This is a genomic window from Alteromonas sp. HB246098, from assembly GCF_054890645.1.
Genome location: NZ_JBTZUG010000013.1, coordinates 33,863 through 55,813, shown reverse-complemented (window position 1 = coordinate 55,813; position 21,951 = coordinate 33,863). Strand labels below are relative to the sequence as shown.

30 protein-coding genes are annotated in these 21,951 nt (G+C 42.5%); 24 read left to right on the top strand and 6 right to left on the bottom strand.

The features are described from left to right. The 18 genes from ACYTPF_RS19105 to ACYTPF_RS19020 all read left to right on the top strand — a co-directional run. Nucleotides 1-315, top strand: a 315-nt coding sequence (locus ACYTPF_RS19105) for a hypothetical protein (protein WP_461853319.1), incomplete at its 5' end; no start/stop codon positions are given. A 504-nt stretch (nucleotides 316-819) separates the two neighbouring features. Continuing rightward, nucleotides 820-1,140 carry a hypothetical protein gene (locus tag ACYTPF_RS19100; protein ID WP_461853318.1) on the top strand — a complete coding sequence of 107 codons (321 nt, stop codon included), beginning with the start codon at nucleotides 820-822 and terminating at the stop codon, nucleotides 1,138-1,140. A 150-nt stretch (nucleotides 1,141-1,290) separates the two neighbouring features. Beyond that, nucleotides 1,291-1,923, top strand: a complete 633-nt coding sequence (locus tag ACYTPF_RS19095) for a hypothetical protein (RefSeq protein ID WP_461853317.1) — start codon at nucleotides 1,291-1,293, stop codon at nucleotides 1,921-1,923. A 127-nt stretch (nucleotides 1,924-2,050) separates the two neighbouring features. After that, a complete protein-coding gene (locus ACYTPF_RS19090; RefSeq protein ID WP_461853316.1) occupies nucleotides 2,051-2,317 on the top strand; it encodes a hypothetical protein in 267 nt (88 codons plus the stop codon). 184 nt (nucleotides 2,318-2,501) lie between these two features. Then, nucleotides 2,502-2,813, top strand: a complete 312-nt coding sequence (locus ACYTPF_RS19085) for a transposase (protein WP_461853315.1) — start codon at nucleotides 2,502-2,504, stop codon at nucleotides 2,811-2,813. After that, a complete protein-coding gene (locus tag ACYTPF_RS19080; protein WP_461853320.1) occupies nucleotides 2,768-3,667 on the top strand; it encodes an IS3 family transposase in 900 nt (299 codons plus the stop codon). The genes ACYTPF_RS19085 and ACYTPF_RS19080 overlap by 46 nt, the downstream gene beginning before the upstream one ends. Nucleotides 3,668-3,725: 58 nt before the next feature. Next, the gene (locus ACYTPF_RS19075; protein ID WP_461853314.1) at nucleotides 3,726-4,223 is read left to right on the top strand and encodes a hypothetical protein; all 498 of its coding nucleotides are present in this window, start codon (nucleotides 3,726-3,728) and stop codon (nucleotides 4,221-4,223) included. An 85-nt stretch (nucleotides 4,224-4,308) separates the two neighbouring features. After that, entirely contained in the window at nucleotides 4,309-4,797 is a 489-nt protein-coding gene (locus tag ACYTPF_RS19070) for a zinc-ribbon domain containing protein (protein WP_461853313.1), read from the top strand. Nucleotides 4,798-5,061: 264 nt separating this feature from the next. Beyond that, nucleotides 5,062-5,523, top strand: coding sequence for a DUF3291 domain-containing protein (locus ACYTPF_RS19065; protein WP_461853312.1), 462 nt, complete (start codon nucleotides 5,062-5,064; stop codon nucleotides 5,521-5,523). 121 nt (nucleotides 5,524-5,644) lie between these two features. Next, complete coding sequence (locus ACYTPF_RS19060; RefSeq protein ID WP_461853311.1) at nucleotides 5,645-6,226, top strand: DUF6630 family protein; 582 nt, start codon at nucleotides 5,645-5,647, stop codon at nucleotides 6,224-6,226. A gap of 68 nt (nucleotides 6,227-6,294) precedes the next feature. Next, nucleotides 6,295-6,732: a hypothetical protein gene (locus ACYTPF_RS19055; protein ID WP_461853310.1), complete on the top strand. Its 438-nt coding sequence runs from the start codon at nucleotides 6,295-6,297 to the stop codon at nucleotides 6,730-6,732. Nucleotides 6,733-6,872: 140 nt separating this feature from the next. Continuing rightward, the gene (locus tag ACYTPF_RS19050) at nucleotides 6,873-7,322 is read left to right on the top strand and encodes a hypothetical protein (protein WP_269918265.1); all 450 of its coding nucleotides are present in this window, start codon (nucleotides 6,873-6,875) and stop codon (nucleotides 7,320-7,322) included. Between the two features lie 176 nt (nucleotides 7,323-7,498). Next, complete coding sequence (locus tag ACYTPF_RS19045) at nucleotides 7,499-7,795, top strand: hypothetical protein (protein ID WP_461853309.1); 297 nt, start codon at nucleotides 7,499-7,501, stop codon at nucleotides 7,793-7,795. Nucleotides 7,796-7,877: 82 nt separating this feature from the next. Further along, nucleotides 7,878-8,162, top strand: a complete 285-nt coding sequence (locus ACYTPF_RS19040; RefSeq protein ID WP_461853308.1) for a hypothetical protein — start codon at nucleotides 7,878-7,880, stop codon at nucleotides 8,160-8,162. A 119-nt stretch (nucleotides 8,163-8,281) separates the two neighbouring features. Next, a complete protein-coding gene (locus ACYTPF_RS19035) occupies nucleotides 8,282-8,716 on the top strand; it encodes an energy transducer TonB (protein WP_461853307.1) in 435 nt (144 codons plus the stop codon). A 77-nt stretch (nucleotides 8,717-8,793) separates the two neighbouring features. Continuing rightward, nucleotides 8,794-9,222 (top strand): GNAT family N-acetyltransferase, encoded by a 429-nt coding sequence (locus tag ACYTPF_RS19030; RefSeq protein WP_461853306.1) that lies wholly within the window; start codon nucleotides 8,794-8,796, stop codon nucleotides 9,220-9,222. A gap of 52 nt (nucleotides 9,223-9,274) precedes the next feature. After that, the gene (locus ACYTPF_RS19025) at nucleotides 9,275-9,730 is read left to right on the top strand and encodes a GNAT family N-acetyltransferase (protein WP_461853305.1); all 456 of its coding nucleotides are present in this window, start codon (nucleotides 9,275-9,277) and stop codon (nucleotides 9,728-9,730) included. A gap of 24 nt (nucleotides 9,731-9,754) precedes the next feature. Then, entirely contained in the window at nucleotides 9,755-10,084 is a 330-nt protein-coding gene (locus ACYTPF_RS19020) for a zinc ribbon domain-containing protein YjdM (RefSeq protein WP_118490383.1), read from the top strand. Nucleotides 10,085-10,101: 17 nt separating this feature from the next. On the opposite strand, the gene ACYTPF_RS19015 is transcribed toward ACYTPF_RS19020, so the two are convergent. Continuing rightward, nucleotides 10,102-10,959, bottom strand: a complete 858-nt coding sequence (locus ACYTPF_RS19015) for a LysR family transcriptional regulator (protein WP_179982242.1) — start codon at nucleotides 10,957-10,959, stop codon at nucleotides 10,102-10,104. Nucleotides 10,960-11,191: 232 nt separating this feature from the next. Here ACYTPF_RS19015 and glyA point away from each other — a divergent pair, with 232 nt between their 5' ends. Next, nucleotides 11,192-12,448, top strand: a complete 1,257-nt coding sequence (gene glyA, locus ACYTPF_RS19010; protein ID WP_461853304.1) for a serine hydroxymethyltransferase — start codon at nucleotides 11,192-11,194, stop codon at nucleotides 12,446-12,448. Nucleotides 12,449-12,459: 11 nt separating this feature from the next. Here the strand turns inward: glyA and ACYTPF_RS19005 are convergent, their stop codons facing one another. The 4 genes from ACYTPF_RS19005 to ACYTPF_RS18990 all read right to left on the bottom strand — a co-directional run bounded on the left by ACYTPF_RS19005 (nucleotide 12,460) and on the right by ACYTPF_RS18990 (nucleotide 16,563). Further along, nucleotides 12,460-12,927, bottom strand: coding sequence for a hypothetical protein (locus tag ACYTPF_RS19005; protein WP_461853303.1), 468 nt, complete (start codon nucleotides 12,925-12,927; stop codon nucleotides 12,460-12,462). A 247-nt stretch (nucleotides 12,928-13,174) separates the two neighbouring features. Next, nucleotides 13,175-14,446, bottom strand: coding sequence for an NRAMP family divalent metal transporter (locus ACYTPF_RS19000; RefSeq protein WP_461853302.1), 1,272 nt, complete (start codon nucleotides 14,444-14,446; stop codon nucleotides 13,175-13,177). 181 nt (nucleotides 14,447-14,627) lie between these two features. Then, nucleotides 14,628-15,425, bottom strand: a complete 798-nt coding sequence (locus ACYTPF_RS18995; protein ID WP_179982238.1) for a substrate-binding periplasmic protein — start codon at nucleotides 15,423-15,425, stop codon at nucleotides 14,628-14,630. A 19-nt stretch (nucleotides 15,426-15,444) separates the two neighbouring features. Then, nucleotides 15,445-16,563: a TonB-dependent receptor gene (locus ACYTPF_RS18990; RefSeq protein ID WP_179982237.1), complete on the bottom strand. Its 1,119-nt coding sequence runs from the start codon at nucleotides 16,561-16,563 to the stop codon at nucleotides 15,445-15,447. Nucleotides 16,564-16,906: 343 nt separating this feature from the next. Here ACYTPF_RS18990 and ACYTPF_RS18985 point away from each other — a divergent pair, with 343 nt between their 5' ends. The 4 genes from ACYTPF_RS18985 to ACYTPF_RS18970 all read left to right on the top strand — a co-directional run bounded on the left by ACYTPF_RS18985 (nucleotide 16,907) and on the right by ACYTPF_RS18970 (nucleotide 18,943). Then, nucleotides 16,907-17,161: a Rho-binding antiterminator gene (locus ACYTPF_RS18985; protein ID WP_461853301.1), complete on the top strand. Its 255-nt coding sequence runs from the start codon at nucleotides 16,907-16,909 to the stop codon at nucleotides 17,159-17,161. 45 nt (nucleotides 17,162-17,206) lie between these two features. Next, nucleotides 17,207-17,596 (top strand): VOC family protein, encoded by a 390-nt coding sequence (locus ACYTPF_RS18980; protein ID WP_461853300.1) that lies wholly within the window; start codon nucleotides 17,207-17,209, stop codon nucleotides 17,594-17,596. An 88-nt stretch (nucleotides 17,597-17,684) separates the two neighbouring features. Beyond that, on the top strand, nucleotides 17,685-17,996 hold the full coding sequence (locus tag ACYTPF_RS18975; protein ID WP_461853299.1) for a hypothetical protein: 312 nt from the start codon (nucleotides 17,685-17,687) through the stop codon (nucleotides 17,994-17,996). 233 nt (nucleotides 17,997-18,229) lie between these two features. Beyond that, nucleotides 18,230-18,943, top strand: a complete 714-nt coding sequence (locus ACYTPF_RS18970) for a YitT family protein (RefSeq protein WP_179982233.1) — start codon at nucleotides 18,230-18,232, stop codon at nucleotides 18,941-18,943. Nucleotides 18,944-19,645: 702 nt separating this feature from the next. Here the strand turns inward: ACYTPF_RS18970 and alr are convergent. Continuing rightward, complete coding sequence (gene alr, locus ACYTPF_RS18965) at nucleotides 19,646-20,722, bottom strand: alanine racemase (RefSeq protein WP_461853298.1); 1,077 nt, start codon at nucleotides 20,720-20,722, stop codon at nucleotides 19,646-19,648. 188 nt (nucleotides 20,723-20,910) lie between these two features. On the opposite strand from alr, the gene murQ reads away from it, so the two are divergent. After that, nucleotides 20,911-21,906, top strand: coding sequence for an N-acetylmuramic acid 6-phosphate etherase (gene murQ / locus ACYTPF_RS18960; RefSeq protein WP_461853297.1), 996 nt, complete (start codon nucleotides 20,911-20,913; stop codon nucleotides 21,904-21,906). Nucleotides 21,907-21,951: the final 45 nt, after the last annotated feature.

Here is a 21,951-nt window from a genome sequence, read left to right as displayed (position 1 = left end):
AAAGTTATACGCAAAAGGAAACCTGTGAGTAAAAAGGAATTTATTGGTCTTGTTGTATTAGTTTGCTTACTCAATTTTTTACTTCAAATTTGGTATGTAGGTAATGCAGGCGATTTCATTGCAAATTATGTTGGTTATCCAATAAGCGTTTTCATCATTCCTATTTTCATATCACAATTGCTCCCTTGTATTGTTCTTTCAGCTAGCTCAAAGTCTCTGGCGCTAAAACAAAAACTGCAGTTATTTGGTATTCCTTGCTTTGTCTCGGTATGTTTAGTTTGTGGCTTTTACTTAATAATGCAATATGGCGGTTGATTTTGGCTATTGCGTATAACAAACAAATTATGTCACTCGCTGCCGCTCGCTGGGACGCAAACACGTGCACGGCTTCGCCATTATTGCCCACGTGTTTGCGCCCCATATTTGGAAGTTATAAGGCGTCAGCCTAAACTGCGTTTGGCTTTATGAAAATCCCAGTAAAACTACCCTCACCTGTTTTCATTTGCATCGCTCTGGCTTGTGGTAGGTTTTATTCCGCCGCATTCACTTTGAAGGTGGTGTAATAGGCTCTTTATCGACAAGCATTTATTTAAAGTCAGTAAGCGCCATTACACTTGTTAGTTCAAATGGCAGCTAGCTTCTGTCAAATCAAAACCTTCACTGCACCGTCGTTTTGCTTGTTTGTGTTAATAATCAATCGTATGCTGGCTTCATTAGTTTTTTAAACAGACCAAAGGAACTGGCTCTGCTTCTAACAAAGCGCTAAAGACCACTCCCTTCGGTCGCTCGGACGCATTTACGCGGGGCGGCTTCGCCATTATGCCCCACGCAACTGCGCCGCTTAGCTTAATGTTAGGTGCTTCTTTGAATAGAAAAGTCAGTGGTGTTTTTAAAGAGTCCTTTATCGCTCTTTTATATTGGATATTCACTGGTGTTGTTATGTGGATTTTCAGCAAATCTTTTACTGCATGGATGAATGACGACCGTTTGGAATTTGTTAGTCTAAAATTGAGCTTCTTAAATAACATGCCAGAAGGCGTAAAATTTATTGTCGTCAGTTTTGGAACTTTGTATGCGATTTACTATTCAGTGAAACAAACAATAAAAGCGTTTTATTTAATCACAAGTAAGCAAAACTAGGATGTATCTACACGCACCTAACAAGCCAATAAACACACTCACTACGTTCGCTGGGACGCATTCACGTGGGGCGGCTTCGCCATTATGCCCCACATGTCTGCGCCCGTTATTGGAAAGTTAGACTTGCATCGCATCCATAGGAAGTTTTCTGTGTTAAATAGAGATGAAATAAATATTGTAATCGATGATTTAAAATTCCTAGAAAAGACATGGCTTCAGAGTCCAAGTGAGGGAGACGTTAGAAGAGGAAGCGCAATTTTAAGAAGATTACTTGTAGAAGGAATATTAGGGCAAACTTGGCGTGCGTTGGGTTTTGAAAGAGAACCTAAAATATTTTGTCAGTATATAGATCTATCTAACTCCCCAGAAATTGGCGATTATGCGTCATTCATACATAGCGGAGGAGCCGATAATCGGGGAATTATTTGTGGGGGAACCCTATTTTTTGATTTAAAAACTGATTATCCGGGGGACACAAATATATTTCGGAAAGAGCTCTTAGGTCTGAGTACATTTCTACAACAAACTTGCATGCTCGTTAGAAATAAACCTATAAAAAAAGCCGACATTATTAAGTACATGGCTAACACGAAAGGTGGTGTCCATTTAGGGTCATCAAAGGCGCGTACTCGAGAGAAAGAACTCATAAAAAAAATAGAAGCTAGAGCAAAACATATGGTTATAGCTGATATGGAAGCTTGCCATTATTGTTTACTTTCTATCGGGCAAGAATTATTAAAATCTGATGATTTCAAACTTATCATAAGTAATCAAAAAGTCTAACAAACAACTATTGTCGCTCACTGCGTTCGCTGGGATACAAACACATGGGCTCCCTCGCTTCGCTCGTTATTTTAGCCCATGTATTTGTGCCCCAAAGTTGGGAGTTATATGCCAAAGAAGGATTTTAATGAGTAGCTACGTTTTATATGTTTTCATCGGAATTGCTATAGTCTTAAACATTCTAGTCTCTATCTTTCTTTCTCGAAGAGATGACCTGGACGCTTTTCAAAAAGTGGCTCAAATTATTGTTGTTTGGTTGTTTCCCTATTTTGCGTCAATCGGACTTTGGTTGTTGTGCAAAAGCCAAGATTCAGAGAGTAATAAAAGGCATAAAGAGTTTGGTGGTGGTTGGAACAACAGTGGTGGTCCCGGTACTCCTGACGGTGGCATGTAGGGAACTCGTGGAAACAATGGCATATAACAATCCAATCAACACACTCACTACGTTCGCTGGGACGCATACATGCGGCGCGGCTTCGCCATTATGCCCCACATGTCTGCGCCCGTTATTGGAAAGTTATAAGCAGAACTTACCCAAACTTAGTGGACATCTCCTATAGTTATATAAGAGGTGACTTATGGCTAATAAAAAGAAGGTTCATGCTTACACTGAAGAGTTCCGCAAGGAGGCTGTTCGTCGAGCAGACCAAAAAGGAAACTCCAACCAATCCGTAGCCGCAGAGCTGGGTATTTCCGCGCAACAAATCTACAACTGGCGTCGACAGTTCAAGCGCTGTGGCGGTAATCAATTCTCAACTATTCAAGGCGTGAAGTTTCATCAAGAAGACTCTGAAGAGGTGCAAGCCCTCAAGCGCCAGCTGGCTGACCTTAAAGAAGAGAATGCATTTTTAAAAAAGGCTGCCGCGTACTTTGCGAGCGACCAGGAGTAAAGTACGCACTCATTAAAGTGTATGCGGGACAATTCAGAGTAACGGTGATGTGCCGGGCACTTAAAGTCTCTCGTTCTGGCTATTATAAGTACCTTACAAGTGCCATCCCCGCACACCAGCAACGTCGCAAACAGCTGCGTGAGCATACCATGGCGCTCTTTGAAAAGTACCAAAAGCGTTATGGTGCCCCCAGGTTAACGCGCGCCTTGAAAGCAGAAAACGTCCCCTGCTGCGTTAATACCATTGCGAAAATCATGCAGCAACTACAGTTACGTGCTCGTAACGGTAGAGCGTTTCGATACTCGCAATATAGTCACAGTAATGTTCGCGTGAGTGAAAACGTTTTGCGCCGACAATTTGTAGCAACAAAGCCCAATACAAAGTGGGTCACTGACATCACATACATTCGATTTAAAGGCCAATGGCATTACTTGGCTACCGTGATGGACTTGTACTCAAGAGCCATTGTTGGCTGGGCATTTGATAGTCATATGACCGAAGAACTTATTATACGCGCACTTAATATGGCGATTAGTGGACGAGACATAGAGCCTGGATTAATCATTCACTCCGACAGAGGTGTTCAATATCGCTCTGTGCGATACCAAGACCTGATAATGAGCATCGGTGCTGTGTCCAGCATGAGCAGAAGGAGCAACTGCTGGGACAACGCCGTTATGGAGTCATTTTTCAGTCGTATGAAAGTCGAACTCATATACGGGGAGAAATTCAACTCGCTTCAAGAAATCAAATCTTGTATCTTCGAGTACATTGAAATTTTTTATAATCGCGTGCGTCAGCATTCAACATTGGGCTATATCAGCCCATATGAATACGAAGCGACATACGCTTAACATGGATGTCCACTTTTAGTGGGTAAGACCAATTTTTTTAATTCAAAAGAAGTTTAAATTGAAAAAGCTTTTTATATTGGTGTTAGCGATTTTAATTGTAAGCTGTAAGTCAACTAATTTGCCCATATATAATGGACCAGCAATTAATGAAAGCGCAGAACTTGCTATTTCAGCCAACCTCAAGGGAATATTTCTGCATGGTAAAGTAACGCAGTTAGAAATATTTGATGGCTGTTATGAAGAAGACTATGACACGGAAAATGTTTTAGGACATGTCATTTCCGAACATTCGGATATTGCAACTAACATTATCAATATACCCACTAACAAAGAGTTGTATTTTCAGTTTGGTACAACTGAACCAAGCTGGAACTGTCATGTGCAATTTAGTTTCACCCCAGAAAGCGGAAAAAAATATCATCTTAATTATGAAATGGTGGTTGCTGGTTGCGAGTCGTCATTGAAAGAATCAAATGGAGAATTAGTCGCAAATATCAAATATTTCGACTCGGGCTCTGGAACCTCAAAAGTTTGGCGGCGGTGTGACAAAATATGACAAGACGCTCAAGTCGTGTGCAAAGAGCGGGCACGCTGCGACGCATACATGCGGGGCGGATCCGCCAGAGGTTATTTCCATCCAAATGAATTATGTAAAACACCCCAGATATGGAAATAAGCCTACCCCATCAGGCGAAAGCTACTCTGAAGAAGATATTTTATCTGCTCACTGGAGCTACTCATCGCTTAAGATCTTCAAAGAAACCGCTATAAAAGCTGATATATCAAAGCAAAATTACGGTTTATACCCGCGCAAAATCTACGTAGATATTGAGGAAACATGCAACATTTGTAAAAGAGCGTTCATCTTTTTCGCCAAGGAGCAAATGTTTTGGTTCGAACAGTTGGGCTTTTATGTAGATGCGCATTGCAACCGATGCCCAGATTGCCGAAGGCACTCAAGAAATACCAAAAGCTTACAAAAACGCTATCAATTACTTGTAGAGACGGAAAACAGAACCACTAAGCAAAATAAACAGCTTAAACAAATTGCAATGGAACTATTCCAATTAGGGTACATAAAAGATGAAAAGCTGCTTCGAATTGACACGGGCAGTAAACAAGACGCTTAGCGTTATGTCTCAGAAAAATTTTGAAGGTCAAATTTCTTATTCTGTATGGCTGGTATCAGACAGCATTGAGGAAACAACCTCAATCTTTCCCCTAATTTTGTATGAGGAAAAAAACAGAACTATGACATAGTGTGAAATAGATGCGGGGCTTGCTATAAAGCACTTTGTAGTAGCCATCTTAAATGATTAGTGCGACTCTAAGTCTGTTCAAGGAAGTTTTTTGCTAGTGAGACATAATAAATTGTTATGCGTTAAGGAGACTAAATGCACCTCGCTCAACTTAATATTGCAAAAGTAAGATTTGATCTAGAGTCACCGGAAATGTCGGACTTTGTTAATAATTTAGAGCCTATTAATGCTATTGCAGAAAAGAGTCCGGGTTTTATTTGGCGCTTAAAAGATGAAACAGGCGATGCCACTAGTATAGAAGTAGAAAACAACCCAGATATCATCGTAAATATGTCGGTCTGGGAAAGCGTAGAGTCGCTTAAAAACTTCATGTTTAAAACGCATCACATCGATTTTCTTAAGCGCAAAAAAGAATGGTTTATTTCGCTTGGCGAAGCATCTTACGTGTTGTGGTGGATTCCAGAAGGCCATATACCAACCGTACAAGAAGCCATGGCCAAATTGGAGCACCTTAGGGAAAATGGAGAAACTCAGGAAGCATTTAGCTTTAAAGGTAACTATGCCAAGCTCGAATCGGCGCATACTTCAAACGCCTAACCCCCCCAATCAACTCACTCACTGCGTTCGCTGAAACGCATACTCGCGGGGCTGCTTCGCCATTATGCCCCACGCGTCTGCGACCCTTATTTAAAAGTTACATCTCAAAGAGGTACACCAGATGAGGGAGTTTTTAAAAAAATTGTTACGAGGCCCTAAATCGGATCAGCAGCCTTTAGTGGCTTTGTCGAAACTCGTTTCTCGAAACAACCCAGAGGTGATGAGAAAAGTTTGGCTTTTTGAGTCTTCGCCGAACAAATATTTTGAGGCACTTGATGAAGATTTAAAAGACGACTGTTTTATAGAATCGCCCACAGATATTTCAACCACCTTTGTTCTAGTCCGTGCTCTTTATGAGTCGAATCTGTTGGCAGTTGCCAATGGCCGTGAAGAACCGTTATCAGTCTTAGATAAATTGAATCTTCGATCCGAAGGCCTTCTAGAAAAAAGTACCCACTATGAGGACTTAAAAAACTTCTACGCACAAACTGAGTTTGGATTTGGCTCACTTGTAGGTGGTGCTGGTAGCGTAGAGCATAGCCCCGATATTTTTACTTGCGCTCGTGCCGCAAATTTGGCTATTTTAGCAATAGACGATAGTAGTGATGTTTTAGTGCTTTTCGTTTGCCCGCTAAATCAACGTAGTAATATTTCATTGTTGGCCAAGCAAGCAGACATAAGGTTATTTTTTGAAAACATGTAACAAGGCCAAGTAAAATCGTACTACGTGCTCGCCTTTGCGGGCGATGTTATGTGCCAAAAGGAATTTGAATGCACAAGAATAACCAACTATTAATCGCTGGTATTTTAAGCTTCTTAGCCGCACTACTTCATATCAGTTGTATTTTCGGTGGTCCTGATTGGTATATCTTTTTTGGTGCTGGTCAACGCATGGCTCAACTCGCAGCTCAGGGTGACCCTTACCCTACAATTGCAACTTTGGTAATTGCTTCAATTCTTACTGGCTGGGGCTTATATGCATTTTCTGGTGCAGGTATCATCATCAAATTACCACTACTAAAAACCTGTTTAGCTTTAATTACTGCCATCTATTTGTTGCGTGGTATCGCAGGTTTAGTTGGTCCCTTTCTAACTTCAGACCCTGTGGTGCACCAAAATTCAATAACCTTTTGGTTAGTTAGCTCAATTATATGCTGTATTTATGGTACGTTTTATTTATTAGGCACAATAAAGTTATGGCGGCAGTAGAAAGTGTGCTGGCACCTAACAAAGAAAATTAAGTTACTCACTTCGTTCGCTGGGACGCTTACTCATGGGCTACTCATTTCGTTACCTATTTTAGCCCACATGCTATCGCCCTTTAGTATGGTGCTATAAGGAAATAAATTATGAAAATTGTTGTTTTGACGTTTATCTTTTTACTCGCTGGTTGCACTTCCACAACTTTACACACTGAGTCTACATTCTCAGACACAATGGCAATAATAAAGGCTGCTGCAGATTCAGCGCCCAAAGGTGTTCCTGGGCAATACTCACTTCAAATAGTAGCCACTGGTAGCCAAGGGAAATATGTATATTTGAATACTGAAAAAGACTATCGTGATCAGAGAGCTATAACCGTCACTCTACATCCGAAAGTAATTGCACAGTTATCTGCTAGATATGGAATGCCACCACAGGAATACTTTATAAATAAAGCAATAGTAGTTAATGGTATTGCTCAGCGGGTTAAGATTGCATTTCTATCAGATGGTAAACCTACTGGTAAATACTATTACCAAACGCATGTGAGGGTAATGGACATATCGCAACTGAAAGTTATGGGTGAACATGCTTAAAGAGCTAATTAACACACTCGTTTCGCTAGAGGGGAAATATACTGGCGGGGCATAAGCTGTATATGGAAGATCCTATAATCTCAATTCATCGCACTATGTTAGATGGTTAATTATCTTCAATCTATACATTACTGCCCCTTAGTGGATGTTATAAGTACTATTAGGATTTATTCGCAATGGAATACGAAGCAATTAAAGCCCAAAGGGCTGCAATTTTAATCAAAGTAGCTATGGCAGCCGTGATTCTTATAGAAGCAGTCGCTTACCAAAACACTAAGACACTGAACTTCGGTTCTATCACCATGACATTGGGCGTCTTATGTTTATTACGCGGATTGTTGTCATCGCCGTACATGTTAACCATGCCAGTGAAGGCTTGGTTCAAACAAAATGTAAGCGTCAACTCAGTTAGTAGTAAATATTTTCTTTGCGCTTTTATACTTTTATGTGTTGGCTCAATGATGCACGTATAACAAAAAACTTAGTTCGCCCTCTTTGTAGGCTAGGCGAAAATATGTGCTAATCTGTGTGACGAAAGATAAAAGGAATTATTTTATGAAATTAGTCCCGTTTTTAATTCTAAGTGTGCCTTTGCTAAGTACTCGTGTAGTCGTTGCAGAAACCGATACGGCTAAAGTGAACAAGTGTGAGATATCATCGGATCGCAAAACCCTAAAAGTTATTAATGGATTTAAGGATACCAATACCTTTTATTCAATTAGTGGCCTTGTACTACTCCCCATATCAGGTGTTGTTTCCGGCACATACGTAGCTATTAATAATGTCTACCATCTGGGTCAAGAAACATTTGTCTGTGGGTCTGAAAATGCAAGCACCTAACAATAAAGTTTCTTCGTAAACTGACACGCTACATTAGACTTCGTCCCATCGCTCCGTCCATAGAAGCCGTATTTGAGCTTTTATGCGAATATTTTTTTGAACCCACTAAGGAAGGTTGTATGAACTATAAGAATTTACTCTTCGTCATCTATTTTTTATCTACTGGCACACTCGCAGCAGTTAATTATGCTTCTGTGGAGTTGACACATCTAAAGCCAACAATTGCTGAAACCACCTGGTTGAGAGAAAAACAATTTATGCCACGCTACCCCGTTGAATTAGCAAAAAAAGGCATTGTTGGCTGCGGAGTATTTAAAGTAATAGTGGACGAAAGTGGTTTGACCGAAAGCATTGAGCTTATAAGTTCAGTACCTAAAAAGGTTATTTCTAAGCCGGCAACAAAAGTTATTCAAGATTGGGAGTGGACATTGGTTAAGAGCAAAACTCCTAAACGCGAAGAAAAGCTATTGAGGTTAGATTTCTGCATGGGTGGTAATACAGAGACAGAATCTATTTCAAAGTGTAAGCAACAAGCCGCAATGGTTTGCGAATAGCGGTTGGAGGATATACCGATGTTTATCGTCATGTTTGAGTTTGTCGTAAAGACAAAAATTGAGGTGTAGTTATAACCATGGAGATTACTTTCTTTAAAACTACAAACCTTCAGCGAGCAGCCGAGTTTACCTTCGCGAACATGCAAAATTATTACGCTAAATTCGCTCCTGACTGGAACGCTGAAAAAGTGCTAGAGGTTACGGCTGAGCTAGTTAATTACGACATTCAATTAGACAACCAAACAGTGGGTGTTATGCGCCTACAGTTTGAAGATAACAACTGTGTTTTACGCGATCTTCAAGTTATACCAAGTGCGCAAAATAGGGGCATAGGTAGTGCAGCTATTAAAGAAGCAGAAAAGCTTGCTCTAGCGGCCAAGGTTAACTCGCTAACTTTGCGGGTTTTCAAAATTAGCCCAGCGATTTCGCTTTATAATAAAGTGGGCTTTGTTGTAAGTAGTGAAGACGATCGCTTTTATAACATGGTTAAACCTTTACACAATTGACCCACAGGCTTTTATGGTCGCCAATTCCCGATACATATAAAGGACAAAGTACATGAAGATTATAATTGATGATCTTACGGGAGGAGATGTACTAGCGCTTTTAGAAGAGCATTTGTCAGATATGTATGCAACGTCGCCGCCAGAGTGCGTGCACGCACTAGATGTTAATGCACTAAAAGCGCCTAACATTACTTTTTTTAGTGGTTGGAAGCAGCAACAGCTTGCGGGTTGTGTTGCTATTAAAGCTCTTGATGCGCAAAGCGCAGAGCTAAAATCTATGAGAACGGCAAAGCCCTATAGAGGGTGTGGCGTGGCTTCTCAGTTATTACTTTTTGCCTTAGAACATGCGAAAATGAAAGGGTTTAGTTCGGTAAGTTTAGAAACAGGAACGCAAGACTACTTTTTAGCGGCAAGAACGCTTTATAAAAAGTTCGGTTTTGTCGACTGCGGCCCTTTTGGTAGCTATTCGCTTAACCCTAACAGTCACTTTATGACCCGAGCGCTTTAATTTAGTATTTTAAGAGAATTCCACATGTCACTACCCCCTTGCCCGCATTGCCAGTCTGAATATGTATATGAAGACCAGTCTTTACTTATTTGCCCCGAATGTGGTCACGAGTGGAACCCGAACGAGGTTGAAGAAGAAGTCTCTGCAAAAGATTATAACGGTACGCCGTTAGTTGCTGGTGACAAGATAACGCTGGCAAAAGATCTGAAAGTAAAAGGCAGCTCGCTTGTACTTAAAATTGGTACCAAAGCGGTTATCCGTCATGTGAAAGATGCCAAAGACCACCAGCTAGACTGTAAAGTAGATGGTGCCGGTGAAATGATGCTTACCGCGCAGTTTGTTAAAAAAGCATAGACAAACAATATATCACTTTAGAAATTAGCGACCTCGTTAGTAATGGTTTCGGTCAGCAGGCTAATCGCTTTAGATGATACTTTCTGAGGGTTAACTAAGCAAACGCCTACATGTCCAAGTTCGGGCAAGTTTTCTGAATTAGATAAAATGTGCAATCCTGACGGTACTGAGCTTTTTGCCAGTACCGTAATGCCTAGCCCTTCATTAATAGCAGTTTGAATACCGTTTAAATCTGCAATGGTGTATACCACCTGCCACGGCTTTTTTATTGCGGATAAAAGGTTAGTGGCACGCTTGCGATAAATACACGGTGAGGGGGCGGCAATAATAGGGAGCTTAGCAGGCACACTGTTAACAAAGCGCTGACTGCCTACCCATACCAGTTGATCTGAGATGATGAAGCCATCCTGCTGTGGATTTGGTGTTTCCTGTAATGACAAAATTAAGTCGAACTGGCTTTTTAACGGTTCGCTCAACAAATCTTTGCTTAGCGCGCAATGCACCTCTAGCGATATTTCCGGGTAAGTTTGTGTGAACCGCCGAATGATTTTAGGCATAAGCGTGGTGCTAAATTCACTGGGGATGCCTAACTTAATATTTCCGGTCACTTGAGGCTTACCGAACTCAGCCATAGCTTGGTCATTAAGCGCTACTATTTTCTCACCATATGACAATAAGCGACTACCAGCGCCAGTAAGCGCTAGACGATTTTTGTCGCGAGAAAATAGCTTCTCCCCAATCATTTCTTCTAGTTTTTTAATTTGAAGACTTATTGCAGGTTGAGTCCGTTGCAGCTGCTCGGCGCACTGTGTGTAGCTTCCCGTCTGTGCGATAAGCACGAACGAACGTAGGAAATCTATGGACAAGTTCTTCATTACTTTGCTTTACACCTTCTTTAATAGCTCAACTAAACACTGACCTTTCACCAACGAAGTTTAAAGGCTCACTCTATTAGCCGCTTTACTACAGACAAAACACAAACGAGCCGTGCCAAAAGTACAGCTGCGAACATTTAATAAAATTATAATGCCATATTTTTTATTAATTTTATTTATTCATTTTGCACTTCTAGTATCGAGTACACAACAACGACAATTAGGAGAAAGCATGAATACGCTAAACCAAAGCCTTACTCAGCAAGACCCAGATATCGCCCAATTTATTGCACAAGAAGACGAACGCCAAGAACATCACATCGAGCTAATCGCATCAGAGAACTACACCAGCAAAGCCGTTATGCAGGCACAGGGAAGTCAGCTAACGAATAAGTATGCGGAAGGCTATCCGGGTAAGCGCTATTACGGTGGCTGTAAAGCCGTGGATAAAGTTGAACAGCTTGCTATCGACAGAGCCAAAGTCCTGTTTGAAGCTGATTATGTTAATGTTCAGCCCCACTCTGGTTCGCAAGCGAATACTGCTGTTTACATGGCACTGCTAAGCCCTGGCGATACCATACTCGGGTTAAGTCTTGATCACGGTGGTCACCTAACCCATGGTGCAAAACCTAATTTTTCAGGCAAGCTATACAATGCTATTCAATATGGGCTAAACACCGAAACCGGTGAGATTGACTACGACCAAGTAGAAGCCTTAGCTAAAGAGCATAACCCAAAGATGATCGTGGCAGGGTTTTCAGCTTATTCTCGTGTTGTCGATTGGCAAAAGTTTAGAGAGATTGCCGATAGTGTAGGCGCGTATTTGCTGGTAGATATGGCGCACGTAGCAGGTCTTGTCGCAGCGGGAGTTTATCCCTCGCCAATTAACGCCGCGCACGTAATTACTACCACTACCCACAAAACACTACGTGGCCCTCGCGGCGGGCTCATTATGTGTAAATCAAACCCTGAACTTGAAAAGAAGTTTAACTCACTTATTTTCCCGGGGATTCAGGGTGGTCCACTCATGCACGTTATCGCCGCTAAAGCTGTTGCGTTTAAAGAAGCCATGACAGCCGAATTTAAAGCGTATCAAAAGCAAGTGGTTACCAATGCACGCGCGATGGCAGACGTATTTATGAGGCGTGGATTTGATGTGGTCTCTAACGGAACTGACAACCACATGTTTTTGCTAAGTCTGGTTAGTAAGGGGATGACGGGTAAAGAGGCAGACGCTATTTTAAATAGTGTGAATATCACTGTTAATAAGAATACTGTGCCTAACGACCCACAGTCGCCCTTTGTTACAAGTGGCATTCGGATAGGTACGCCAGCGGTGACTTCTCGTAATTTTAGCGAAGACGATTGTGCCCAGTTAGCTAACTGGATTTGCGATGTGTTATCAGAACCTGAAGACAATAATCTTATTCAGCAAGTTAAAGATAAGGTTGCTACGCTAACTGCTGCTCGCCCTGTTTACACTCAGTAAAACCTAACGGCTTACAAAGAGCGAACTCGTGCGTTGCAGGTAGCGACCATTACCCGCCACACGAGTTTAGCTCGTTCGTTAAACTCAATAGTTTGAACGCCCCACGCTTCTTCCATTGAATTTTGCCACACGTCACAGGTTTCGATTGTGTTGCTATACAGTGGTGCTAGCGACAAACTTATTCTTAATGACTCTAGCCATTCGGTAAATAGTGGGTCGTGCTGCCGTGTCTTGCGAAGCTGGGATAGCTGAAGCGATGCTTGCAGTTTCATGCCCTGCAAACGCTTATAAATTTCTCTCGGGTCATCCTGCTGCCCTAGAAGGTGAAGCTCCCTTTCAATATCATAAGCATTGTTCCACTGTATGGATTTCGGCTCATCTTTTGTGCATCCCCACATCGTCAAACATACGAAGCAAAGCAACACAAAGCTTATGTATTTGCCTGAATGTAGTGATGGAAATAATTTTACTTTACGCACCGAATTGCGCACTCCTTTAGCAGCGTCGCTTTTAGTATAGATGAGTCTTAAATGAATACTTGGACTGGTATAAATAATTAAACTAATTTACTACTGCTCGAAGAAATAAAGCACCAACCGAGGGGTTCTCATGTCTTTAGGCGCTTTCAAAAGATTCGTATTAAATTGCTGAAGTGGGCCGGCTAGCAATAGCAGTAACCGGCTGGCAAAGGTGGTGGCGAGAGAGGCCATGTTCTGGGGTAAGCCGTTAGCTAAACCACTTCCACCAAACAAATATCAAAAGAAACCCAAACAGGTAAACCAGGCCTAGCAAACTAAGTAACTTTACTACCTTATTAGGCGCGGCATCAGGGTGCAGTTTAGTTTGTGCCACCAGCTTATGGTTAAGCCAAGCAAACATGGGCGTGGTAACAAAAGCTAACGTCATAGCAAAGCCTAGCATGGCTAATAAAGCAGATTTGAAAAAGAGCACAATAACAAAGCTGAATATTGCCATGAAAAGCAATACTGGTGTCACAAGTGTATTGCGGGCAGCTTTATCCTTGTTAAACAGTAGCGCAAGTGCTTCTGCAACCACTCGCGCATAGCCATCATATACCGTCAACGCCGAGCCGAAAATGCATAGAAACGCCACTATCGCAATAAGCAGATGCGCCCACTCCCCGATGGTTGACGAGTACATGCTGATAAGCTGGTGAGAAAAGCCAATACCACTAGTACTAAGTTCTGTGCCGCTGCCATACAGAATTAACGCGCCTAGCCCCAAAAACAGCAGAGCAAGCAATACGGTTACCGCATAGCCTAAGTTGAAATCAAAAAGGGCCGACTTCGGGGTCACCGCTTGACCTTTGCATTGTCGCTTTAACCAAAGAGAAGTAATAGACGATATTTCAATAGGTGCAGGCATCCACCCCATTGTTACCACTAAAAAACCGAGCGTGGCAAGCGTCCAAGGCGAAGGCTGCTCTTCGGCAGGCACCATTGGCGCAGTATAATTACTAAGTGCAACGATAAACACTGCTATGGTTGCCACCACAAGCACACCCATTATGCCTTTGGCAATGTTGTCTAGCCCTTCAAAATGCCCTGCCAGTAAAATCAGTAATATGAGCGCTAAAACTACTGAGGCAGACACCGCTATAGCTATATCAAATGGAATAAAATACGACAATAAACTTGCTGCAAACAGTAACAGTGCCGCAGCATTGACTACCGATGCGATAGTATTTAAGCACAAGGCAATGGCTAGGTAGCGTTTACCCATCTCTAAATAGCCTTGCTGCAGGGTTTGCTTCGTGCTGATGGTGTAACTTACGCCTGCCCTGAAAAACGGGTATTTAAGTAGGTTTACCACCAATATGAGAAGCGCTAACTGCCATCCGAACTTTGCACCCGCCTGAGTTGAGGCCACCAAATGGCTTCCACCTACCGCCGCCGTTGCCATAAGCACACCGGGACCGAGTAATTTTAGTAAGGCGGTAACGCGGGCAAGGAAGGATGTTTCAGCTGAGTACGACAAGGCAACCTCTAAATGGGCATTAGAAAATAGCCGTTAACCATATCAGTTTAATAATCAGCAGAAAAGACACTAAGTGATGAGAAAGCAGCATGAATAAAGGTTGCGAACCGCATTTGGTTCGCAACCTTTTTTTCAAATTGAAAAATCGTGGATTAGCATGCGTTTAAAACACGGCTGTGTGTTAGCGTCGGTCGAAATTTACCTTTTTCTGCGGGTGCTGATAATAACCTTCTTTTAGCAGACGCTTGAAGCGAGTTAGTTTACCTTCCAACGTTAGCTCTTCTAGTCCTTTATTGAATAAAGACAAAATAAGCTGGCTATCGCCTTGCCCTTTAGGCACTAACAAATGCGTGGTTACCGTAGAAACAAAAGGTTTAATAGGCATGACATCACGACGGTCTCCAATGTTGAAGTCTCGCTGTAGCAAATACCAACCGGTAAGTTCATCAATGGGGAAAACATCGATATCACCGTTTATTAGCGCTTCTAGGTTCGCTTTATCAGTCTTGCGCTCTACTACGCTTTCGTTACCTTTAATGAAGGCAGCAAGCTCATCGTTATATAGATACCCTTCTGTGATCCCCATTTTTAGACCTTGCATATCGCTAAGGTCACTCCAACTATCGGGGCCTTTTTCGGCATTAACATAAAACACCAGGCTCTCTGCGCTTATTGGGTTGCTGTGAAAAAACTCGCTTTCTCGAGAACGTACAAAGTTACCGTAGGAAACTGCGTCGTATTCACCTTTTAGCGTTGCCTCTAAGGCTTCTTCCCATGGTAAGGATACAAACTCAACCACAACGCCCGTCTCTAAGAACGCATCGGCGATAATATGGTTTATGTAACCTTCGTGCTGCATATCAGTTGACGTGTAAGGCGCATATTCTGTGGTCGCTATGCGCAGTTTCATCCATGAATGGGCAAAACTTTGCATTGGAATTAGCGCTAGTATCAATGTCGCTATAAGTAGTAATCGCATGTCAAAGTCCTGTTATTAATTAGAAGTAAATGCCAAGGTTTATGTTCAACCTGTGGGTAGTTTCTTGTCTACCGCCTAAGTCTAGCCCTACGCCAGGTCCGCCTGAAAACCACATGTTTTTGCCTTGGATACTATCTACATATACAAACAATTTATCCCAGCCAAAGCTACAGCCATTTATCCACTGTGAAGAGTTTTTCCCTTCATTTCCTTCGCCTTTGGCAACACTGTATTCTGAATAGCAGGTAAGTGACTCTATATGCGTAAACTTATAGGGCACCGAGTACACAAGGTTTGCTGAATAAGTTTTGCCGTCAGCAGCCGCCAAGAAAGGAAAGGTAAAAGACGATAGCGCTATACGGTCATCAGCCTGCCCTTCAGGTGCAGCTAAATCGTATTCATAGTCGATATACTGTAACTCAACTTTTACGTCACCTTGAGTGTGACGCATATGAACGGCATAAGCATTCATATCGCCATCGTCTAATGTATCTAAGTTTAAAATGTTACCGTACTGATACGACACGCCGATATCGGTAGTGGCACCGCGAATAAAATTCGCAGAGTAGTTAGCACGTAGATTGTACTGCCCGTCTTCTTTATTTCGGTATTCCCCGTCATCTGCTACATCAAATGAGTAACGACCAAATTCGGCTGCGTCATTGTACTCATCATTCATAAAGTAAGCGGCTTGAAAATCCCATTTACCCCAGTCGTGATTGATTTTGACCCCAGCATCGTAGTCATCTTCGAAGCCAAGATAGTAATTAACTGAAAACCAAAAGTTGTTACTGGCAAAGGGCTGTAGACCAAACGGGGTTTGCGTTATACCTGCGGTAATTTCGGTTTGATCATCAAAATGATAAGTAAGATCAGCGAAGCGAACGGTATCAAAATCGGTATTTTCGTACCAGCGGTACTCTGCTTTATAGCTAAACTGATCTGACTCGCCGGATACGCCAAGCTTGAATGATTCGAACTCAAAACCATCTCTAAACTCGGGAATTTGCCAATCTTGATGTCCGTAATTAACCCTTACGTGACCGCTCAAATTAAAGGGGAGTTCGTCGGCTTTTACGCCGCTCGAAGCGCATGTAGCAATTGAAACTAAAGAAAATGCGGATAGTAGCTTGTTCATTACTGTTCCTGTATTGAATTTTTGGCGGGAACCCTTTGCTAAAAATTGCCTCTAATGAGTAAAGGGGCGTTTAAGCGCTTAGGAATTTCGTGCACCAAAATAAATCCTTCAGTACTTACAATACTGAGCAAACCTTAAAAAAAGATCATTTGTTAAGGTCTGACTTCTGTGATTTGAGTTGAGAAACTTCGCCGCCCCGATAGGCGGCGGCATTTAAACATTGGCAGTCGAATGTTTAAAGTGAAGTGGAATGAATGTACGGTAAATAAAGAAGTTTTTGCCGTGAACGCCAGGGCTTATCTAAAATTTGAGCAACACTTTAAAAGCAACTATAGGAAAGCCTGTGAATATAGCCTGTCAGCTTTATGACTACATAGAAATAGCCTGCATGTATAAACTTGAGGTAAGCGCCGTATTAAAAAGTGGGGAACTAAAAAACGGCAAGGCACTAAATACCGTTATAGATAAACACGGTGACGCGCCAACAGAATGTATACAAATGCGCATTAACGGTAATGTAGAAAATATTGCCCTTAATGAAATCGCTCAACTTCATGCAATAACTGATAATCCGCATTTCAGCTCGGTGAGCTTTTAGGTAGTATGCCGAGTTCACTTAACCAATTTGAACTGAACTACATTTATGAGACAGCACCTTTCGGCGATTACCTTCTTTGTAGACGACTACGACAACGCAATTGAGTACTTCACAACGGTTTTAAATTTCACCTTAACTGAAGATAAAGCAACCGGAGAAGACTCGCGCTTTGTGTTAGTAACGCCGCCAAACAGTTCAGCCAGCTTGCTGCTAGCACAAGCTAAAAACGACGTTGAATTAGCGCTTATTGGTAACCAAGCCGCAGGCAAAGTATTTTTAATTTTAAATACCGATGACTTTTGGCGCGACTTTAACGAAATGCAAAGTAAAGGCGTGGTGTTTTTAGAAACTCCCCGTGAAGAAGTTTATGGTACGGTAGCCATCTTTAAAGATAGGTTTGGCAATAAGTGGGATTTGATCCAAACCTCTGAATAGCACTTTATACAGGTGCACCTTGCTTATAGCGCATTTTGTATCACAAGGTTTTATCATTCACAGTAAAGACGTAGAGGAGAAGTAAAACGTGCAGGCCATGAAACGTTCTATTGTTGCAGATGTTGTTGCAATAGCGGCGATAGCACTGTTGATCACCACTACCTTTTACTGGATTGAAGCAAGACGTGAGGTCATTATTCTTTGCGACAACTTTACGCCAGGGGTGTCGAAAAAAAGCGTTGAACGCCAGCTTAACACCGCAGACTTATTGTTGTGGGATACTGAGTTTGTAGCAAATGGCAGCAAAATTGAAGCATATAGTCCACTGCATTTAGGAATCATGAAGTGCAGTGTAGAATTTAATAAGCAAGATATTGTAGTGTTCTCTATTGTTGAATAATCATACAGCCTATAAATATTAAGAGCGCATTGCGCTTTTCAAGTTATAAAACTGAACCACCTTGGTGCAGCGTTTACATTGCCGCAACACCCTATTCACCGAAGCGCTAAAAGTCGTAAAGGCAAACTTACCTTCTTACTTTTATCGTACTGACTTAACTTTTCATCTTGCTGTCACCGAATGTGCTGTAAACGTATAATTACGCTGTGTCTTCTTAACGCAAACTCTTTTTTATGCAAAAAACAAAACACAGTGTCATCGAGGATGTTTTCGCCCTGATAAGCGCCGGCTTGTTTGTTGCTTTTGGCGTATATCTTTTTCAGTCTCAAGACCTAATGGTAGGTGGCGCGGCAGGTCTTGCGCTATTAGGTACCTATGCTTTCGACATGGACTTCGGCTTGTTATTCTTTTTGATTAACCTACCTTTTTATACTCTAGCGTGGACGCAAATTAGTAAACGTTTCACCATCAATACGTTTATCTCTGTTACCACTGTTTCAGTGTTAACCGAGCAAATTCCGGCATTTGTAGATATTAGCCACGTTAACCCGTTTTTCGCAGCGGTATTTGGCGGAATTTTAATTGGTGTAGGCATGCTGATGATGTTCCGTCACAGCTCTAGCCTAGGCGGCGTTGGTATTATGGCCTTTTACTTACAGCAACGCTTTAATATCAGAGCTGGGACTTTCCAGTTAACTGTAGATAGCTGCATATTGCTTAGCGCACTGTTTTTTATTTCGTGGCCATTAGTGCTTATCTCGATACTCGCGGCGTTTTGTTTAAATATGGTAATTTCGCTCAACCATAGACCTGAGCGTTACTTCCCAGTACTCGGCGAAGACAGTTCAGACAAGGCTAAAACAGAATCAAAAAAGGCTGACGCGAAGCGTGTGGATAGCAATGAGCATAACAGCATAGACAGCGAGCTTCGCGCCCAAAACGGCTAAGTTGGTAGTCAGTTCTTATGGTTTTGCGTTTACGTTTAAAAGCTCAAGCGTGTAAACAGATACCGGCAAGCTGAAAGTACTTAACGGTGCACATAAGTAGTTAATAGAAAGCCCGGTTAGGCAAACCTAACCGGGCTTTATTGTATCTTTTATTTGTATTCCTTGACGCCTACAACAAACCTATTACTTCTTTTGAACAGGTCTTGACGGTCGACTAACTACTCCACGATTCACTCTCGGTCGAGAAAACGAAGTACGCATACAAACCTCACTTATGAGTTTATGCTCAGAACAGTTGGAGGCGAAATATTCGCCGCAATCCCATCACTAAGCTACAACAGTAAAACCCAAATTGAGGGTAAAAGTCTCATTCTTTTAATGAATAGTGCTTTATTAAATTATACCAATCCGCACAGATCATTGCCCACTCAGAAGGCGCTGGCAAGTTTCCTAGCAAAGCGTGGGAATGCAGGAATAGCTGTTCCCTTTCAAATTCCCAGAATGTAGCTAGGAAGCTTGCCAGACCTTCCCGAAGGGCGAGTTTAAAATGCCCGTACTCTTTGTTGTGTCACCTTGATATAGAACCACTATATCTGCGGTAACACGTCGCGATTACGAACATTTTAACTCTCGCTGAGTGGGTAATTATCTGTGCGGACTGGTATTGTATAAAGATTGCTCAAAATGGCATTGCGTTGATAACTAAAGGTATTTCACAATGCGCGGTACACGCTGAGAAACTCGCGTCATTAATTCGTAGTCGATGGTATCAGCATTGGCTGCAACTTCCTGAATAGATACATTCTGTCCCCACAGCTCTACTTCATCGCCCACAGCTACGTTGTCGATATGGGTCACATCAATGGTGATCATGTCCATAGATACGCGACCAGCCAAATAAGCGCGCTTACCCCTAACCATGACTGGCGTACCGTTTTTACAATGCCTAGGGTAGCCGTCGGCATAACCAATACCTACGGTTGCAATTTTGCTGGTTTTATTCGCCACCCAGGTTTGCCCGTACCCGATACCCTCGCCTGCCGATATAGTTCGCACAGCCAGTACGCTTGAGCGAAGGGTCATGGCAGGATACATTTCAACATCAACGTTCTGCGAGGTTGAAACCGCACCACCGTAAATGCCCACTCCCAACCGGTTCCATGCATTTCGACTTGCCGGCCAATTTACCGTAGCCGGAGAGTTAGCCACGCTAGTAGGTAAGCCCAGCTTTTCAGCAACCTGATTAAACCCACTCATTTGAGTATGGGTGAAACTGTTATCCACATCATCGGCACATGCAAAGTGTGTAGCAATAACCGTGTTATCACTTAATAGATGTCGATATTTGTCAGTAATCTCTTCGATTTTTGAAAGCGCAAAGCCTAAGCGATGCATACCGCTATCTACTTTCAACCAAATGTGGGGGCGTTGTTGTTCAGGGCATTTTTCTAGCCATGCAAGCTGTTCTTCACAATGCATAACCAAAATGCAGTTATGCTGAAACGCCATTTGGCACTCTTTTGCTTGATGAGCCCCTTCTAAAACAACAATTGGCGCGGTAATTCCCGCATCGCGAAGGGCAATAGCTTCTTCGATAATAGCTACAGCAAAACGCGAAGAAACATGCTGAAGAATACGCGCCACATTTACGGCTCCATGACCATAGGCATCAGCTTTCACCACCGCCATAGATTGGCTTGATGGCGCTAAAGCGGCAAGGGCTTTGAAATTATGTAAAATGGCGTCAGCATGAATAATAGCTTGCGTTTGTCGGCTCACTGAAAAACACGTTCCTTAAATGTTTAATGGGGAAACATATAAAGCCGAAGTGTACCACGAGAAGCGCATTAAGGGCGCAGGATTAATATTGAAAAAACGACTGTCTAACGCAAGGTTTCTTATGGTTTAAAATACCGTTATGCTTTGCGCTCGCTTATTATAATCATTTCGTCGCTTCAAGGTTTATCATGTCTTCGCACAACCCTTCTACTTCAGATTTGCCCGCAAACACCCGTATTAAAAACAAAGCGGCAGTTGATACTCCCACCGTGAATGAATTAGCTAAATCACTGAATGAAGTCGTCTCAGAAGGCAGAAACCCCGATACCTTGGATATAGACACGTTAAGTACCCAAGGCATTCTTTCCCGCCTTAACGCCGAGGATGCTAAAGTCGCAAACGCGGTAGCACTTCAAATACCCCAAATAGCGAAAGCGGTTGATGCCGCAACTATCAGCATTAAAAACGGCGGAAGACTTATTTATATCGGTGCAGGTACCAGCGGTAGGCTGGGCATTCTTGACGCAGTTGAGTGTCGCCCTACCTTTAGTGTACCCGATGAAATGGTTGTGGGTGTAATAGCCGGCGGAGAGAAGGCCGTTCAGCACGCAGTTGAAGGCGCAGAGGACGATTTTAATGCAGGTCGAACTGACCTTGAAAGTTTATCACTAACGCAGAACGATACAGTTATTGGTATTTCAGCTAGCGGTCGCACGCCCTATGTAAGTGGAGCATTGGAATATGCCCGTTCCCTTGGCTGCTTTACCGGCGCAATTGCTTGTAGCCCTAACGCAGCTATTTTTGAAAGTGTTGACACGGCCATATGCCCCGTTGTCGGCCCTGAAGCACTTACCGGCAGTACACGTATGAAGTCGGGTACGGCACAAAAGCTTGTACTTAATATGATTAGCACCAGCGCTATGATTAAGCTGGGAAAAACCTACCAAAATTTGATGGTAGATGTGAATGCTACTAACGAAAAACTAAAAGCTCGTGCTCTTCGCATTGTTATGCAGGCTACCGACTGTAGTGAAGATGCCGCTTTAGCAGCGCTTAGTGCATGCAACAACAAAGCAAAGGTCGCCATTCTAATGGTACTAACAGGGCAAACCGCAGAGCAGGCAGCCGCACAGCTAAGTGCTAACGATGGCTACTTACGTAAAGCCGTAGTAGAAAGTAAATAGCTAAGGCGCTTCTCTGCAATAAGGGACTGCAATAAGGGGATTCAG